This is a genomic window from Salifodinibacter halophilus (genome assembly GCA_012999515.1).
Taxonomy (GTDB): domain Bacteria; phylum Pseudomonadota; class Gammaproteobacteria; order Nevskiales; family Salinisphaeraceae; genus Salifodinibacter; species Salifodinibacter halophilus.
This window is the reverse complement of the sequence record JABEEB010000445.1, coordinates 1-254: the sequence shown is the minus strand read 5'-3', so window position 1 is coordinate 254 and position 254 is coordinate 1. Positions and strand designations below refer to the sequence as shown.

General features: G+C 69.3%; 1 protein-coding gene. It reads right to left on the bottom strand.

The genetic code is table 11. The features are described 5' to 3' along the window. On the bottom strand, positions 1-231 hold a 231-nt coding region (locus HKX41_12375), incomplete at its 3' end, for a hypothetical protein (GenBank protein NNC24931.1). Positions 232-254 lie beyond the last annotated feature (23 nt).

Sequence of the window (254 nt, the reverse complement as noted above, 5' to 3'; positions counted from 1 at the left end):
GCTGAGCAAGGCCTGCAGCCTTGCGAACACCGCTTGCGCAGCGGCGGCGTAGCGTTCGGCCGGGTCGTTGTGTTCCGGCCAGCCAAGGCTTTCGATCTCGGCACCCGGCAGCTGCGAACGCAACGCGTCGGCATCCAGACGCGACAGGTCCAGCAACATCACCGCATGCCGCGCTGCCGGCTCGGCATCTGCCGCCACAGCGTCCAGCGGCTGCCACTGCGGCAGCGCCAACAGCGTACCCTTGCCCGCTTCGG